Origin of the sequence: Luteimonas huabeiensis HB2 (genome assembly GCF_000559025.1) — a bacterium.
In the GTDB taxonomy this organism is placed as follows: Bacteria; Pseudomonadota; Gammaproteobacteria; order Xanthomonadales; family Xanthomonadaceae; genus Luteimonas; species Luteimonas huabeiensis.
Genome location: NZ_JAAN01000057.1, coordinates 1 through 1,179, shown reverse-complemented (window position 1 = coordinate 1,179; position 1,179 = coordinate 1). Strand labels below are relative to the sequence as shown.

The following is a 1,179-nucleotide window of genomic DNA, read 5'->3' as shown; positions in this document are numbered from 1 at the left end:
GGTAAGTTCGAGCGCACCAAGCCCCACGTGAACGTGGGCACGATCGGTCACGTGGACCACGGCAAGACGACGCTGACGGCGGCGCTGACGAAGGTGGGCGCGGAGCGTTTCGGGGGCGAGTTCAAGGCCTACGACGCGATCGACGCGGCGCCGGAGGAGAAGGCGCGCGGGATCACGATCTCGACCGCGCACGTGGAGTACGAGAGCCCGACGCGCCACTACGCGCACGTGGACTGCCCGGGGCACGCGGACTACGTGAAGAACATGATCACCGGTGCGGCGCAGATGGACGGCGCGATCCTGGTGTGCTCGGCGGCGGACGGCCCGATGCCGCAGACGCGCGAGCACATTCTGCTGGCGCGGCAGGTGGGCGTGCCGTACATCGTGGTCTTCCTGAACAAGGCGGACATGGTGGACGACGAGGAGCTGCTGGAGCTGGTGGAGATGGAGGTCCGCGAGCTGCTGTCGAAGTACGACTTCCCGGGCGACGACACGCCGATCATCAAGGGTTCGGCGCTGAAGGCGCTGGAAGGCGACCAGTCGGAGATCGGCGTGCCTGCGATCATCAAGCTGGTGGACGCGCTGGACACGTACATTCCGGAGCCCGAGCGCGACATCGACAAGTCGTTCCTGATGCCGGTGGAGGACGTGTTCTCGATTTCGGGCCGCGGCACGGTGGTGACGGGTCGCATCGAGCGCGGCGTGATCAAGGTGGGCGACGAGATCGAGATCGTGGGCATCCGTCCGACGACGAAGACGACGGTGACGGGCGTGGAGATGTTCCGCAAGCTGCTGGACCAGGGGCAGGCGGGCGACAACGCGGGCCTGCTGCTGCGCGGCACGAAGCGTGACGAGGTGGAGCGCGGGCAGGTGCTGGCGAAGCCGGGCTCGATCCAGCCGCACACGCAGTTCGAGGCGGAGGTGTACGTGCTGTCGAAGGACGAGGGCGGTCGCCACACGCCGTTCTTCAAGGGCTACCGTCCGCAGTTCTACTTCCGCACGACGGACATCACCGGGGCGGTGACGCTGCCGGAGGGCACCGAGATGGTGATGCCGGGCGACAACGTGAAGATGGTGGTGGAGCTGATCAACCCGGTGGCGATGGACGAGGGCCTGCGCTTCGCGATCCGCGAGGGCGGCCGCACCGTCGGCGCCGGCGTGGTGAGCAAGATCCTCAAG

1 protein-coding gene is annotated in these 1,179 nt (G+C 67.4%); it reads left to right on the top strand.

Going from position 1 to position 1,179, the window contains the following annotated elements; all coding sequences use genetic code 11:
* Nucleotides 1–1,179: elongation factor Tu (gene tuf, locus Z164_RS0119310; protein WP_024892276.1), on the top strand; the 1,179-nt coding region annotated here is incomplete at both ends.